A 13,958-nucleotide genomic window follows, 5' to 3' on the forward strand; every position below is an offset into this window, starting at 1 on the left:
GCCTATTCCGCGTAGGGACGCAGGTCGACGCCGCCGGCTGCGCGGTAGGCGCGCGAGCCCATGCCGTGCTCGAGCACCCAGCCGTAGTCGTGTCCTGCCCCTCCCGGATACACCGCGAGGAAGGCGTAGGGCTCGTCGCCGGTGTTGACCGAGCGGTGCGCCCAGCCCGGCGGGATGTAGCCGATCGTGCCGGGGAGCATGTCGAGCCACTCGGTGCGCTCGCCGTCGAACATGAGCAGGCCCCCCTGGCCCTTGAGTGCCAGGTAGATCTCGCCCTGGTGGTCCGGGTGCTGGTGGCCCTTGGTCATCCAGAGCTCGCCGCCGGTGTCGCCGGGCATGATCGTGGTGATCGACTGCGGCAGCTCGCGGTCGACCTCGGGCACGGGGGAGCTGACGACCGTGTAGACCACCGGGTTCTCGCCTGCCGATGCCGTGGCCCAGGCGTCCGCGTCGAGGAAGAGCCCTTCGAGGTCGGACATCCGTCGGGTGAGGGTCGGTCCTTCGGGGGAGAGCGTCAGCTTCTCGGCGTCGAAGGCGATCGCCATCGGAGAGATCGGCGGGGTGTGGAACTCGGGCATCGGTGCTCCTCGTAACGGTGCTGCGGCGCTGCGCAACCTGTAATGACAGGTTCACTGTACCTGTTATGACAGGTTGCGTCCAGAGCGTGTGCCGTTCCGGTCGCAGCTGGTGTCGCCTGCTGCAGCTCCGGTCACAGTCGGTGCCGCCTGATCGCGAAGAATCCGGTAGGAACTGCGACCGGAGCGCTGAGCGTCAGCCGGAGCGGCCGAGGCGGCCGGAGCCGCGCCGGCTCAGTGCGCCGCGAGCCGAGCGCGGTAGGCGGCGACGGCGTTGCGGTTCGCGCACGTCGTCGAGCAGTAGCGCTTCGAGCGGTTGCGGGAGAGATCGAGCGAGATCGACTGGCAGGTGTCGTCCGCGCATACGGTGAGGCGCGAGCCCTCGTCCGCGCGGATGACGTCGATCAGGGCCATCGCGGTCTCGACCAGGACGCGTTCGGCGAGGGGATGGTCGTCGGCGACGGCGTGCAGGTGCCAGTCCACGCCGTCGTGGCGACGGAGTGCGGGGGTAAGGCGGGACTCCGCGAGGGCATCGTTCACGTGGTCGGCCATCTCGTCGCGGGGGGCGAGCAGCATCTCACGCAGGCGCGGGCGCAATCGACGCAGGGAGGCGACCTCTTCCTCGTCGCGGTCGAGTCGACCCGTGTAGGGGAACTCCTGGAGGAACGCGTGCTCGTCATCGAGGTCGACGAGCGTGTCCGGCTGTTCCGCCGAGTTCGCAAGCCAGACGGCGGAACGCAGCGCCTCCTCCGTGTCATCGGTGAAGATCATGTTGACATCTTACAGCCGGCGAGAGTAGCGTCATCGATCATGAGCAAGGTGAGCAGTGACATCACGGTCACCGCGGTGAACGGGGTGCGCCTCGGGCTGCCGCTCGCGATCGCCGCGGCGTTCGCCTTCGGGATGTCGGGTGCGTGGGCGCGGGGGCTCATCGATGCGGGGTGGACGCCCGGAGCCGCCGTCACCGCGCGCATCTGGGTCGCCGCCCTCGTGCTGCTCATCCCCACGATCCTGTCCCTTCGCGGGCGGTGGGGGTTGCTGCGGCGCAACGCGGGCATGATCCTCGCCTACGGACTGCTCGCGGTCACTGCGACGCAACTCTTCTACTTCCAGGCCGTCGCGGTCATGGATGTCGGTCTCGCGCTGCTCATCGAGTACACCGCTCCGGTCGCGGTGCTGCTGTGGCTGTGGGTGCGGCGCGGTGAGCGGCCGACCCGTCGGAGCATCATCGGCGCCGCCATCGCGTTCGTCGGCCTGGTGCTCATGCTCGACATCCTCACGGGGGCCGACGTGAACGTGGCCGGCATCCTGTGGGCACTCGGGGCCATGGTCGGCGCCGCGACCTACTTCGTGCTCTCGGCCAAGGTCGACACGGGTCTGCCGCCCATCGCCCTCGCCGGCAGCGGCCTGCTGTTGGGTGCATTCGGACTCACCGCCGCCGGCGCGATCGGTGTGCTGCCGATCAGATGGACGACCGACGACATCGCGTACCGGTTCGGCAGCGTGCCGTGGTTCGTCCCGGTGCTGGCGATGGGCGTCGTCGCGACGGCGCTCGCGTATCTGCTGGGCATCGCCTCGACCCGGATGCTGGGTTCGCGGCTCGCGTCCTTCGTGGCGCTCGCCGAGGTCGTTGCCGCACTCCTGTTCGGGTGGCTTCTGCTCGGACAGCTCCCCGACCTGCTGCAGGCGCTCGGGGGAGTGCTCGTGCTCGTCGGCGTCGTGGTGGTCAAGCTGGGAGAGCCCGTGGCGCCGGAGTTCATCGAGCCCGTGCCCCCAGTCAGGAATGTATACGACGAGAGCAGTCAAGGCGAACACTGACCCCTATTTGTGACTTTATGTATACACTGAGGGCATGAGCATCGTCGTCGAACGCACCTCCGCGAGCGATCGTGCGTATGCGGCGCTGCTCGACGACATCCAGTCCGGTTCCCTCCCCGCCGGCTTCGTGCTCGGCGAGGTCGAACAGGCCGAACGCCTCGGCGTGAGTCGCACCCCGATGCGCGAAGCGCTGCGACGGCTCATCGCGGATGGGCTCGTCGTGCAGCAGTCGCCGCGGGTCACTGTGGTCGCCGACCTGGATGCCGACGACATCCGCTCGCTCTTCGAGATCCGCCGCGCGCTCGAGGAGAGCTCGGCCCGTCTCGCCGCCGCCCGCGGGGATGCCGCACTCTTCGCGGCGCTCGCGGACGAATTCGCGCACGTCGACCTCGACGCCGTCGAGGGCCGCGACGCGTATTACGCCCTGATCGCCCGCTTCGATGCCGCGCTCGACGCCGCCGTCGCCAACGACTACATCGCGTCGGCACTGCGCACCGTGCGCACGCACCTCGTGCGTGTGCGTCGGATGGCCCGCGACAAGCCCGCCCGCCTCGCGGCCTCCGCCGCCGAGCACCGCACGATCGCGGAGGCGCTCGCCGCCCGCGACGGCGACCTCGCCGCCCATGCCACGCACGTGCACCTGCACAACGCGCTCGCCGGCATCCTCGATTCACTCGACCCCAACGATGTCGATTCCCGCACCAGCGAAGGATAAGAAATGACCGTCACCCACCACGTCCGTGTGCACCGCAGCGACGAGAACCTCGCCCGCGAAGACCAGCTCGCCTGGAAGATCGCCGAGGTCGCGGCCGACCAGGTCGAGGTCGAGCAGGACGTCGTCGACATGATCATCAACCGCATCATCGACAACGCCTCGGTGGCGGCGGCATCCCTCACCCGCGCCCCGATCAACGCGGCCCGCGCGCAGGCGTTCAGTCACCCCGTCTCGACTGGCGGCGTCGGCGCGAACCTCTTCGGTGCGGCGCTCGACCACCGCACCAGCCCCGAGTGGGCGGCGTGGGCGAACGGCGTGGCCGTGCGCGAGCTCGACTACCACGACACATTCCTCGCCGCCGAGTACTCGCACCCGGGCGACAACATCCCGCCGATCCTCGCAGTCGCCCAGCACGCCAGCAAGGACGGCCGGGCTCTCGTGCGCGGCATCGCCACCGGCTACGAGATCCAGATGGATCTGGTGCGCGCGATCTGCCTGCACAAGCACAAGATCGACCACGTCGCCCACCTCGGCCCGTCGGCCGCCGCCGGAATCGGCACCCTGCTCGGCCTCGACGTCGAGACCATCTACCAGGCCGTCGGCCAGGGACTGCACACGACGACCGCCACGCGTCAGAGCCGCAAGGGCGAGATCTCCACCTGGAAGGCGCACGCTCCGGCCTTCGCCGGCAAGATGGCCGTGGAGGCGGTCGACCGGGCGATGCGCGGGCAGACCAGCCCCGCCCCGATCTACGAAGGCGAAGACGGCGTGATCGCCTGGATGCTCGACGGCAAGGACGCGTCCTACGACGTGCCGCTGCCTGCCACCGGTGAGCCCAAGCGCGCGATCCTCGACTCGTACACGAAGGAGCACTCCGCCGAGTACCAGGCCCAGGCGCTGATCGACCTCGCCCGCAAGCTCGGCACCTCGAACCCCGCACTGCGCGACCCCGCGAACATCGCGTCGATCGTCATCCACACCAGCCACCACACCCACAACGTGATCGGCTCCGGCGCGAACGACCCGCAGAAGTACGACCCGACCGCCTCGCGCGAGACGCTCGACCACTCGGTGCCCTACATCTTCGCGGTCGCACTGCAGGATGGTGGCTGGCACCACGTCGACTCCTACGCCCCCGAGCGCGCGGGCCGTGCCGACACCGTCGCGCTGTGGCACAAGGTCACAACGGCCGAGGATGCCGAGTGGACGCGCCGCTACCACTCCGAGGACCCCGCCGAGAAGGCGTTCGGCGGTCGCGTCGAGATCCGCCTGACCGACGGCTCGACCGTGGTCGACGAGATCGCCGTGGCCGATGCGCACCCGCTGGGAGCTCGTCCGTTCGCCCGTGAGAACTACATCGCGAAGTTCCGTCTGCTGGCGGAGCCCGTGCTCGAGCCGGCCGAGATCGAGCGGTTCCTCGCCCTTGTGCAGCGCCTGCCCGAGCTGACCGCGGCCGAGGTCGGCGAGCTGTCGATCGTCGCGAAGCCCGGCCTGCTCGACGCGGCGCCGGCACCCGCGGGGCTGTTCTGATGCTGTACTCCACCGTCACGCCCGCCGAGAAGCGCCGGCTGTTCCGCGAGCGCCTCGCGAGCGGTGAGCTGCTGCGCTTCCCCGGTGCGTTCAACCCGCTGAGCGCCCGCCTGATCGAGCAGAAGGGCTTCGACGGCGTCTACATCTCCGGTGCCGTGCTCTCGGCCGATCTGGGCCTGCCCGACATCGGACTCACCACGCTCACCGAGGTGGCCGGTCGGGCGAAGCAGATCGCCCGGATGACCGACCTCCCCGCGATCGTCGACGCCGACACCGGCTTCGGCGAGCCGATGAACGTCGCCCGCACGATCCAGGAGATCGAAGACGCGGGCCTCGCCGGCACGCACATCGAGGACCAGATCAACCCGAAGCGCTGCGGCCACCTCGACGGCAAGGCCGTGGTCGACGAGAACACCGCGATCAAGCGCATCCGTGCCGCCGCCGATGCCCGTCGCGACGAGAACTTCCTCATCATGGCACGCACCGACATCCGGGCTGTCGAGGGGCTGGATGCGGCGATCGACCGGGCCAAGGCGCTGGTGGATGCCGGTGCCGACGCGGTGTTCCCGGAGGCGATGCGCACGCTGGCCGAGTTCGAGGCGATGGCCGAGGCGCTCGACGTGCCGATCCTGGCGAACATGACCGAGTTCGGCAAGAGCGAGCTGTTCTCCGTGGACCAGCTGCGCGACGCCGGGGTGAACCTGGTCATCTGGCCTGTGTCGCTGTTGCGCATCTCGATGGGGGCGGCGGGCCGTGCGCTCGATACGCTGAACGACGAGGGGCACCTGACCTCGAAGCTCGGCGAGATGCAGCACCGCGCCGATCTCTACGATCTGATCGACTACGAGTCGTACAACCATTTCGACTCGGGCGTCTTCAACTTCACACTCGACACCACCGAACGCTGAGTGCAGCGAAGCGGACAGCCGACTCGGTTGCCGAGCGAGGAGCGAAGCGACGAGTCGAAGTACACGAAGGAGTGACCATGACCGAGCCGGACATCAAGAAGGGCCTCGCGGGCGTCGTCGTCGATACGACCGCGATCTCGAAGGTCAACCCCGAGACGAACAGCCTGCTGTACCGCGGCTACCCGGTGCAGGAGTTGGCCGACACGCAGCCGTTCGAGGCCGTCGCGTACCTGCTGTGGAACGGCGAGCTGCCGACTCCGGAAGAGCTCGCGGCGTTCCGGCTCGAGGAGCGGAAGCACCGCGCCCTCGCCGACAACGTCAAGACCGCGATCGACCTGGTGCCGCTCGACGCCCACCCGATGGACGAGGTGCGCACCGCGGTCAGCCTGATCGGGGCCTCCGACCCCGGTGCCGGCGGCTCGGTGCTGGATGCGGGCGGCAGCCCGGAGCAGAACCTCGAGCGCAGCATCCGCCTGTTCGCCGCCCTCCCGGCGATCGTCGCGTACGGTCAGCGTCGTCGTCGCGGCCAGGAGATCATCGCCCCGCGCGACGACCTCGACTACTCCGCGAACTTCCTCTGGATGACGTTCGGCGAAGAGGCGGACGCCGTCGTGGTGGATGCCTTCAACCGCTCGATGATCCTGTACGCCGAGCACTCCTTCAACGCCTCGACGTTCACCGCACGCGTGATCGCCTCGACGCTGAGCGACATCTACTCGGCCGTGGTCGGTGCGATCGGCGCGCTCAAGGGGCCGCTGCACGGTGGCGCCAACGAGGCGGTGCTGCATATCTTCGACGACATCGGCACGGCCGACAACGTCGTGCCCTGGCTCGACAAGGCTCTCGCCGAGAAGCGGAAGATCATGGGCTTCGGGCACCGCGTCTACAAGAAGGGCGACTCCCGCGTGCCGACCATGAAGGCCGCGCTCGACACCCTCGTGGAGCACTACGACCGCCCCGAGGTCGCGGCCCTCTACGACGCGCTCGAGTCGGAGTTCGTCGCACGCAAGGGCATCTACCCGAACCTCGACTACCCCTCGGGCCCGGCGTACAACCTGATCGGTTTCGACACCCTCACCTTCACACCGCTGTTCGTGGCGGCGCGGGTGACCGGCTGGACCGCCCACGTGATCGAGCAGGCCGGGTCGAACGCCCTCATCCGTCCGCTGTCCTTCTACGACGGCCCCGACGAGCGGCACGTCACCGCCTGAGTATTCGACGTCTCGGCGTAAGAATGGCCCCGTCTCGGCAGCAGACGGGGCCATTCGCGTGTTCGGTCCCGCTCAGGCGAGCGCGGCGACGAGCGCGCGAGCCGCGGATGCCGACGACTGGGGGTTCTGGCCGGTGATGAGCTGCCCGTCGATCACGGTGTGGTCGCTCCACGGTGAGGCGATGTCGAGTTCGGCGCCCCGTGCCCGCAGTTCGCTCTCGAGCAGGAACGGGGCACGGTCGGCGAGGCCGCCGATGCGCTCCTCTTCGTCGGTGAACCCGGTGATGCGGCGTCCGGCCACGACCGATTCCCCTGCCGCGGTGCGGGCCGGGAGCAGAGCCGCGAGCCCGTGGCAGACGGCGGCGAGCGGGCGTCCGGCGGCGAGGGTCGCCGTGATCAGCGCGGCGGAGTCTTCGTCGACCGCCAGATCCTGCATGGGGCCGTGACCGCCGGGGTAGTAGACCGCGTCATACGCAGCGGGGTCGACGTCGGCCAGAACCAGCGGGGCGATGAGCTCGTCGATCGCGGCGATCGACTCGGCGTCGCCCTCGGCGAGGCTGGACGCATCGGCCACCGGTGCGACGCCACCCGGGGTCGCGAACGACACCGTGTGGCCGGCCTCGCTGAGCAGGCGGTAGGGGGTCAGCAGTTCTTCCGCCCAGTAGCCGGTCGCGTGCGCGGTGCCATCGGCGAGGGTCCAGGTGCGGGCGCCGGTGACGACGAAGAGAACAGAGGACATGCGTGCTCCAGAAGGTCGGACGGCAGAAGCCGTGCGGATGCGATACCGAGGACAACGGCACGGTCTCGGCACTGATTCCGATACATTTTCGATATGAGCGATCGGAATGGCGATGGGTTGAGTGACCTCGCCCTGTGGCGGACATTTCTCGCCGCCTACCGATCGGGGTCGGTGTCGGCAGCCGCGCGGATGCTGGGGATCGCCCAGTCCTCCGTGACGACGCAGCTGCAGGCATTGGAGCGCCGCATCGGGGAGCCGCTCTTCATCCGCCATGCGCGTGGGATCGCCCCCACGCCCCGCGCCGACGATCTGGCCGCGCGCCTGTCCGGGCCGCTCGACGCGCTCGCCCTCGCCGTCGGGACCCCCGCACCGGCTGCCGCTCCGCCGGTGCGCATCGGCGGAGCGGGTGAGTTCGTCGAGCGCGTGGTGATGCCGGCGCTGGCGCCGATGATCGCGGAGGGGCGGCGGTTCACCGTCACCACGGGGTTGGCGGATGAGCTGCTCGAGCAGCTCGGTGCCGGAAGCCTCGATCTCGTGCTCTCGGCCATCCGTCCGAAGGGGCGCGCGCTTCCTGCTGCCGCTCTCGTCGACGAGGAGTTCGCCCTGGTCGCCGCACCGTCGCTCGGGGTCAGCGCTTCGGCTGAACTCGTGCCGAGCGCCCTCGAGGGCATCCCGCTCCTCGCCTACGCACACGACGTGCCCATCCTGCGTCGGTACTGGCGGCATGTGTTCGGCCTCCGCCTCGAGCGCGAACCCGCCCTGATCGTGCCCGACCTCCGAGCCCTCGCCGCGGCAGCCGTCGCCGGAGCGGGGATCACGGTGCTGCCGACGTACCTGATCGCCGAGGAGCTCGCCGACGGGCGGTTGGTCGTGCTGCGCGAGACCGACGACCCGCCGATCAACACCCTCTACCTGGTGCGCCGCCCCGGTCCGTTCACCGATGTCGTCGCCGAGATCGATCGGGCGCTTCGGCTCGCTGTCGCCTGATCCCGCATCTCGGGTGAGACGGGCGTCAGCGCGTGAGCCAGGTCCGCAGCGAGCGGGTGACGAAGGGGAGCACCCAGTACGCCATGATCGGCGTGAGAACGAGGGTCGTGACGAGCACCCGCAGCCAGATCGGCAGCTCGTTCCATCCCGGCACGGGGCTCATCGCGTAGGTGAAGGCGAGGTTCACGGGGAAGAATCCGAGCCAGATCGAGGTCGCCTGCTTCCAGCGCGGCGGAGCGGGGGCGACCGTGACCGTCTCGGTGGTGCCGTCGGGCGACGGGAGCGTGATCGTGCCGGTGGTCGGCTCGTCGAACCAGCCCTCGATCCCGGTGCGGCGCTTGGAGCGCTCGCTGCGCACGAAGCCCTCGCCCATCGACAGCCACCACGCCCGCTCGGCCGACTGCTCCCACGCGGTGAGCGAATCCTCGCTCGCGAAGCGGTAGAGCATGTGCCACACCTGCGAGTCCTCGCCGGCGCGCACCCAGCCCGAGCCGAGGAAGCCCGGATACTTCGTCGCGAGGTTCACCCCCGTCTGCACCCAGGCGGTCGCCTCGACGATGCGCTCGGGGTCGACTTCGCGGCGGATGGACACGGTGAGGGGCTCGGACAAGGTGGGTCCTCGGTGAAGGGCGTCCGGGGTCGGGACGCCGAAGCGGATGCGCCAGGGGTGGCGGCGCTCCCTCGATTCTAATTCGGATGCGGGAGGTGCCCGGCCGCTCCCCGCCCCACTCCCCGCCCCACGAGGAGGACCCCCGCCGACCCGATTCGGCGGGGGTCTCGCGGCGTGGGAGCCGCGACGGGAGCGAGAGTGCTCACCGTGCGCGCGGTAGACGTGACACCCGATCCGGTCTGAGTCTCTGTCCGCGCACTTGTAGTTGTACCCGGCCGAGATGACGCGGCGGTGAACGCGATGCGAACAACCTCGATCCGATCGTGGCACCGAGTGGATCGAGATACAAGGACGTCCTAGTAAATGTCCGGGTCTCAGAGTAAACTCCCCAATGTGCCAACGACGGCACGGAGGGATGTCACACAATGACTCGTACTATCCCGCACTTCGTGGGCGGATCGCTTCTCACTCCCGACTCCGGTCGCTTCGCTGACGTGTTCGACCCGAGTACCGGCGCGGTGCAGGCACGCGTGCCGCTCGCCTCGGCCGACGAGGTGCGACGCGTCATCGCGAACGCCGAAGAGGCCCAGGTGGCATGGGGCGCCACCAACCCGCAGAAGCGCGCTCGCGTGCTGCTGCGGTTCCTCGACCTGGTGCAGCGCGAGATGACGTCGCTGGCCGAGCTGCTCGCGAGCGAGCACGGCAAGACGGTCGACGACGCGAAGGGCGACATCCAGCGGGGGCTGGAGGTCATCGAGTTCTCCGCCGGGGCACCGCACCTGCTCAAGGGGGAGTACTCCACCGGCGCCGGTACCGGCATCGACGTCTACTCGATGCGGCAGCCGCTCGGGGTCGTCGCCGCGATCACCCCGTTCAACTTCCCCGCCATGATCCCGCTGTGGAAGGCGGGTCCTGCGCTTGCCGCCGGCAATGCGGTCGTGCTCAAGCCCAGCGAGCGCGACCCCTCGGTGCCGGTGCGCATCGCCGAGCTCTTCCTCGAGGCCGGCCTCCCCGCCGGTGTCCTCAACGTCGTGCACGGCGACAAGGAGGCCGTCGACACGCTGCTCACCGACGACCGCATCCGCGCCGTCGGCTTCGTCGGCTCGACCCCGATCGCCGAATACATCTATGCGACGGCGGCGGCGCACGGCAAGCGCGCGCAGTGCTTCGGCGGTGCGAAGAACCACATGATCGTGATGCCGGACGCCGACCTCGACCAGGCCGTCGACGCGCTGATCGGCTCCGGCTACGGATCGGCGGGCGAACGGTGCATGGCCATCTCGGTCGCTGTCCCCGTGGGGCAGGAGACGGCCGATGCTCTCGCCGCCAAGCTCTCCGAGCGTGTCGCCCAGCTGCGGATCGGCCCCTCTCTCGCGGCCGACGTCGACTACGGACCCCTGGTCACGCGGGCGGCGGTCGAGCGGGTCGAGGGCTACATCCAGCAGGGTGTCGACGAGGGCGCGACGCTCCTCGCCGACGGCCGCGGCTTCACGGTCGAAGGACACGAGGAGGGCTTCTACCTCGGGCCGACCCTGTTCGACCACGTCACCACCGACATGGCGATCTACCGCGAGGAGATCTTCGGCCCGGTGCTGGTGATCGCGCGCGCTGCCGACTACGAGGAAGCCCTGCGCATGGCGTCGGAGCACGAGTACGGCAACGGCGTCGCGATCTTCACGCGCGACGGCGACGCCGCCCGCGACTTCGCGGCCCGCGTCGAGGTCGGGATGGTCGGCGTGAACGTGCCGATCCCCGTGCCGATCGCGTACTACACGTTCGGCGGGTGGAAGCGCAGCGGCTTCGGCGACCTCAACCAGCACGGCACCGACGCCTTCCGGTTCTACACCAAGACCAAGACGGTGACGAGCCGCTGGCCGAGCGGCGTCCGCGAGGGTGCCAGCTTCGTCATCCCCACCATGCACTGACCCGGAACCTCCCACAAGGAATCACGATGACCATGACCACCGTCACCACCACCGCCGAGGAGCGCGAGGCGATCCTCGGCGCCGTCCGCGAGTTCGCCGAGACCGAGCTGGCCCCCTACGCCGCCGAGCGCGACGAGAAGCACCTGTTCCCGAGGGAGTCGCTCGGCAAGGCCGGCGAGCTCGGCCTCGGCGGCATCTACGTCGATGAGGAGTTCGGCGGCAGCGGCCTCAGCCGCCTCGACACCGTGGCGATCTTCGAGGAGCTGGCGAAGGGCGACCCCGCGGTCGCCGCCTACATATCCATCCACAACATGGTCGTCTGGATGATCGACACCTACGGTGACGACGCGCAGCGCGGAGCGTGGCTGCCGAAGCTGACGGCCATGTCCGAGTTCGGGGGCTACTGCCTCACCGAGCCGGGAGCGGGATCGGATGCCGCGAACATCGCGACCAGCGCGGTGCGCGACGGCGATGACTTCGTGCTCACCGGCGTGAAGCAGTTCATCTCCGGAGCGGGAGAGGCCGCCGTCTACGTCGTGATGGCGCGCACCGGCGAGCCGGGTGCGCGAGGGATCAGCGCCTTCCTCGTCCCCGGTGATGCCGAGTCGCTGAGCTTCGGCGCCCCGGAGAAGAAGATGGGCTGGCATGCGCAGCCCACCCGCCAGGTGATCCTCGACGGCGTCCGGGTTCCGGCATCCGCCATGCTCGGCGACGAGGGCCGCGGGTTCGCGATCGCGATGTCGGCGCTCAACGGCGGACGCCTCAACATCGCCGCCTGCTCGTTGGGCGGGGCGCAATGGGCACTCGACAAGGCGGTGCAGTACGTGCACGAGCGGATGGCCTTCGGCGAGCCGCTGGCAGAGAAGCAGTCGATCCTGTTCGCGATCGCCGACATGCGCACCGACCTGCACGCCGCACGGCTCATGGTGCGCGACGGTGCGCAGGCGGTCGACGAGCATGCGCCCGACGCGACGATGCGCTGCGCCATGGCCAAGCGCTTCGCGACCGATGCCGGCTTCGACGTCGCGAACCGCGCGCTGCAGCTGCACGGCGGCTACGGATATCTGCAGGACTACGGGATCGAGCGCGTCGTCCGCGATCTGCGGGTGCACCAGATCCTGGAAGGGACCAACGAGATCATGCGACTGATCGTCGGACGCGAGATGCTGCGACCCGCGGGCTCCGCGTCCCTCCAGCGCAGCGGCGGCGACCAGATGCGGAGCGCATCGTGACCACGCCGTCCTCCTCCACAGTCGTGGCCTTCCTCGGCCTCGGGCACATGGGGCTGCCGATGGCGAGGAATCTCGTCGCAGCAGGGCATGAGGTGCACGGCTTCGACCTCGTTCCCGCGGCCATCGAGGCCGCGCAGGCGGCCGGCATCGCGGTGGCCGCGAGCGGCGCGGAAGCCGTGGCCTCGGCGGATGTCGTCATCACGATGTTCCCTGCCGGGAAGCATGTGATCGAGGCGTACCGCACCGAGCTGCTTGCCGCGGCTCGGCCCGGCACGCTCTTCATCGAGTCGTCGACCATCGCCGTCGACGAGGCGCGGGCCGCGCACGCGCTCGCGCTCGCCGCGGGACACCGCAACGTCGACGCTCCCGTGTCTGGCGGTGTGGTCGGCGCGGAGAACGGCACGCTCGCGTTCATGGTCGGCGGGGCCGAGGAGGACTTCGCCGCAGCACTCCCGCTGCTGGAGGTCATGGGCAAGCGCATCGTGCACTGCGGCGGTCCGGGCCTCGGCCAGGCAGCCAAGGTCTGCAACAACATGGTGCTCGCGGTCTCGCAGATCGCGGTGGCCGAGGCGTTCGTGCTGGGGGAGCGGCTCGGGCTCGAACATCAGGCACTGTTCGACGTCGTTTCGCAGGCCTCGGGTCAGTGCTGGTCGATCACGACGAACTGCCCCGTGCCCGGCCCCGTACCCACGAGCCCGGCCAACCGCGACTACCAGCCGGGTTTCGCCGGTGCGCTGATGGCCAAGGATCTCGGGCTCGCGTTGCAGGCGATCCAGCAGACATCGACCGACGCCAGGATGGGCCGGCTCGCGCAGGAGATCTACGCCGCTTTCGCCGCCGGTGACGGCGCGACGCGGGACTTCTCCGGAATCATCACCGACATCCGCGACGACCGCGTGTGATGATCGGTACTCCGACGGAGAGGGCGACATGACCGAGTACGAGACGATCCTGGTCGAGCAGCGTGGACGGGTGGGGTGGATCACCCTGAACCGTCCCGAGGCGCTGAACGCGTTGAACAGCCGGCTTGCGGAAGAGGTCACCGCGGCAGCGGTCGCCTTCGATGCCGACGAGGGCGTAGGCGCGATCGTCGTCACCGGATCCGAGAAGGCCTTCGCCGCCGGTGCCGACATCAAGGAGATGGAGGGCATGTCCGCGGCGCAGATGCTCGAGACCGATCATTTCGGCGTCTGGCACGAGTTCGCTGCGGTGCGGACCCCCGTGATCGCGGCGGTCTCCGGCTTCGCCCTGGGCGGCGGCTGCGAGCTGGCGATGATGTGCGACATCATCCTGGCCGCCGACGACGCCAAGTTCGGACAGCCCGAGATCAACCTGGGCGTGATCCCCGGCATGGGCGGCACGCAGCGTCTGATCCGCGCGGTCGGCTACTACAAGGCCGCGGAGCTGGTGCTCTCCGGGCGGTTCATGGGCGCGGAGGAGGCGGAGCGCTCCGGCCTCGTATCGCGCGTCGTGCCGGCATCCGACCTCCTCGCCGAGGCGACGAAGCTGGCCGACACGATCGCCTCGAAGTCGCTGCCGTCGGTCTACGCCGCGAAGGCCGCGCTGGATGCCGCGATGGAGACGACGCTGGCCGAGGGGCTCGCGCACGAGAAGCGGTCCTTCGCCGCGCTGTTCGACACCGCAGACCAGAAAGAGGGCATGTCGGCATTCCGGGAGAAGCGGGCGCCCGACTTCCAGAACCGATGAGC

The 13,958-nt window shown here is 69.5% G+C and carries 14 protein-coding genes; 10 read left to right on the forward strand and 4 right to left on the reverse strand.

Features of this window, described 5'->3' with window-relative positions:
- Window positions 1-2: 2 nt before the first annotated feature.
- Window positions 3-578 carry a glucose-6-phosphate isomerase family protein gene (locus CQ042_RS15100; RefSeq protein ID WP_105671276.1) on the reverse strand — a complete coding sequence of 192 codons (576 nt, stop codon included), beginning with the start codon at window positions 576-578 and terminating at the stop codon, window positions 3-5.
- 231 nt (window positions 579-809) lie between these two features.
- On the reverse strand, window positions 810-1,346 hold the full coding sequence (locus CQ042_RS15105) for a CGNR zinc finger domain-containing protein (RefSeq protein WP_105671277.1): 537 nt from the start codon (window positions 1,344-1,346) through the stop codon (window positions 810-812).
- Window positions 1,347-1,385: 39 nt separating this feature from the next.
- Here CQ042_RS15105 and CQ042_RS15110 point away from each other — a divergent pair, with 39 nt between their 5' ends.
- From CQ042_RS15110 to CQ042_RS15130, 5 genes are all read left to right on the forward strand, one after another.
- The gene (locus CQ042_RS15110) at window positions 1,386-2,393 is read left to right on the forward strand and encodes a DMT family transporter (protein ID WP_105671278.1); all 1,008 of its coding nucleotides are present in this window, start codon (window positions 1,386-1,388) and stop codon (window positions 2,391-2,393) included.
- A gap of 34 nt (window positions 2,394-2,427) precedes the next feature.
- Entirely contained in the window at window positions 2,428-3,108 is a 681-nt protein-coding gene (locus CQ042_RS15115) for a GntR family transcriptional regulator (RefSeq protein ID WP_105671279.1), read from the forward strand.
- 3 nt (window positions 3,109-3,111) lie between these two features.
- Entirely contained in the window at window positions 3,112-4,638 is a 1,527-nt protein-coding gene (locus CQ042_RS15120) for an MmgE/PrpD family protein (protein ID WP_105671280.1), read from the forward strand.
- Window positions 4,638-5,546 carry a methylisocitrate lyase gene (gene prpB, locus CQ042_RS15125; RefSeq protein ID WP_105671281.1) on the forward strand — a complete coding sequence of 303 codons (909 nt, stop codon included), beginning with the start codon at window positions 4,638-4,640 and terminating at the stop codon, window positions 5,544-5,546. Before CQ042_RS15120 ends, prpB begins: the two co-directional genes overlap by 1 nt.
- 77 nt (window positions 5,547-5,623) lie before the next feature.
- Window positions 5,624-6,757, forward strand: coding sequence for a bifunctional 2-methylcitrate synthase/citrate synthase (locus tag CQ042_RS15130; RefSeq protein ID WP_105671282.1), 1,134 nt, complete (start codon window positions 5,624-5,626; stop codon window positions 6,755-6,757).
- Window positions 6,758-6,829: 72 nt separating this feature from the next.
- Here the strand turns inward: CQ042_RS15130 and CQ042_RS15135 are convergent, their stop codons facing one another.
- Window positions 6,830-7,495 (reverse strand): type 1 glutamine amidotransferase domain-containing protein, encoded by a 666-nt coding sequence (locus CQ042_RS15135; RefSeq protein ID WP_105671283.1) that lies wholly within the window; start codon window positions 7,493-7,495, stop codon window positions 6,830-6,832.
- Window positions 7,496-7,588: 93 nt separating this feature from the next.
- Between CQ042_RS15135 and CQ042_RS15140 the strand changes: the two genes are divergently transcribed.
- The gene (locus CQ042_RS15140; RefSeq protein WP_105671284.1) at window positions 7,589-8,482 is read left to right on the forward strand and encodes a LysR family transcriptional regulator; all 894 of its coding nucleotides are present in this window, start codon (window positions 7,589-7,591) and stop codon (window positions 8,480-8,482) included.
- 25 nt (window positions 8,483-8,507) lie between these two features.
- Here CQ042_RS15140 and CQ042_RS15145 read toward each other — a convergent pair whose 3' ends face one another.
- Window positions 8,508-9,092, reverse strand: a complete 585-nt coding sequence (locus CQ042_RS15145) for an antibiotic biosynthesis monooxygenase (RefSeq protein WP_105671285.1) — start codon at window positions 9,090-9,092, stop codon at window positions 8,508-8,510.
- 425 nt (window positions 9,093-9,517) lie between these two features.
- On the opposite strand from CQ042_RS15145, the gene CQ042_RS15150 reads away from it, so the two are divergent.
- The 4 genes from CQ042_RS15150 to CQ042_RS15165 are packed head-to-tail and all read left to right on the forward strand — an operon-like array spanning window position 9,518 to window position 13,956.
- Complete coding sequence (locus tag CQ042_RS15150; protein WP_105671286.1) at window positions 9,518-11,017, forward strand: CoA-acylating methylmalonate-semialdehyde dehydrogenase; 1,500 nt, start codon at window positions 9,518-9,520, stop codon at window positions 11,015-11,017.
- Between the two features lie 26 nt (window positions 11,018-11,043).
- Complete coding sequence (locus CQ042_RS15155) at window positions 11,044-12,249, forward strand: acyl-CoA dehydrogenase family protein (protein WP_105671287.1); 1,206 nt, start codon at window positions 11,044-11,046, stop codon at window positions 12,247-12,249.
- Entirely contained in the window at window positions 12,246-13,151 is a 906-nt protein-coding gene (gene mmsB / locus CQ042_RS15160) for a 3-hydroxyisobutyrate dehydrogenase (RefSeq protein ID WP_105671288.1), read from the forward strand. The genes CQ042_RS15155 and mmsB overlap by 4 nt, the downstream gene beginning before the upstream one ends.
- Window positions 13,152-13,179: 28 nt before the next feature.
- Window positions 13,180-13,956, forward strand: a complete 777-nt coding sequence (locus CQ042_RS15165; protein WP_105671289.1) for an enoyl-CoA hydratase — start codon at window positions 13,180-13,182, stop codon at window positions 13,954-13,956.
- Window positions 13,957-13,958: the final 2 nt, after the last annotated feature.

Origin of the sequence: Microbacterium sp. MYb62 (assembly GCF_002979475.1) — a bacterium.
Taxonomy (GTDB): domain Bacteria; phylum Actinomycetota; class Actinomycetes; order Actinomycetales; family Microbacteriaceae; genus Microbacterium.